1 pseudogene is annotated in these 1,026 nt (G+C 53.4%); it reads right to left on the bottom strand.

Annotation, left to right across the window (positions count from 1 at the left end):
* Positions 1-163 (bottom strand): annotated as a pseudogene (locus E0L37_RS21820) (aromatic hydrocarbon degradation protein); the annotation flags it as partial.
* Between the last annotated feature and the right edge of the window lie 863 nt (positions 164-1,026).

Raw genomic sequence — 1,026 nt, 5'->3', positions numbered from 1 at the left:
AGACCTGGGTGTTGAACATGGAGAGGGCCTGGACGGTGGCGACGTCACTGGGCAGGACACCGTAGGTGGTGGCGATGTTACCCATGTTCGCGCAAGCGATCGCCGGGGCAAGCAACAGCGCCGCGGCGCTGAGGCCACGGTTCAATACGGGGCTTAGTGTCATTGCTGACAATCCTCCTGATTATCTTCTTATCGTAGTGATGTTTTATTGTTCGAGAGGCCGGCGCTTGCCCATCCCCGGGCGGCTTCTCCGGTTCGATGGAGAGTACCGATAAGAAAGGGGGAGGGCGTACCAAGTTGGCCAAAAAAATTAAGATATTTAATCGTTCCAGAAAATAAAGCCTTATAAATCAATTGTTTGACTTTTATCTTCTGCGCCATTTAAAAGCGAAGAGCATCGTTTTTGTTGATTTTCGAAGGGGAGGGAAAGGGCGCCAAGAGTGTTCTGATAAAGCAACTTTTTGATTGAGAAAAAGACCGTGCTGCCAATCTGCAACGCAGGCATAAAAAAGGGGACAGGAAAGTCGATCGGCAATATTTTTATTGGGCCGTTTTTCTTTTAAGGAAATGCAATTCGGTATTTGTAAGGAAGAGGTTTATAACCAAAAAGTAAACGGATGTGCACGAATTGTGGGGCGATTGTGGGGGCTATTGATTCTGGCGAGATGAATTCGCGCTGTATTCGCCGCCAAGGCAAGCATTGCAGGGCACCATGGAATCTCCCACTGAGCGGCTTCGTAGCCCATTGCTGTGGGAAGCGGCCTTGGCCGCGAATGCCCCCGGCCCGTTGGTGATTCGCTTGCCTGCAAGCTTCCCACGGCGGCTTCGTAGCATGATCTGTGGGAGCCAGCTTGCTGGCTGGCACGCTAGCGTGCGGCGTCTCAGTGAGCCTGCAGGGCACCATGGAATCTCCCACAGCGGCTTCGTAGCCCATTGCTGTGGGAAGCGGCCTTGGCCGCGAATGCCCCCGGCCCGTTGGTGATTCGCTTGCCAGCAAGCTTCCCACGGCGGCTTCGTAGCATGATC

The sequence above is a fragment of the Alcanivorax sp. 24 genome (genome assembly GCF_004360225.1).
Classification (GTDB): Bacteria; Pseudomonadota; Gammaproteobacteria; order Pseudomonadales; family Alcanivoracaceae; genus Alloalcanivorax; species Alloalcanivorax xiamenensis.
The sequence above is the reverse complement of the archived record's forward strand: the minus strand, read 5'-3'. Positions and strand labels throughout refer to the sequence as shown.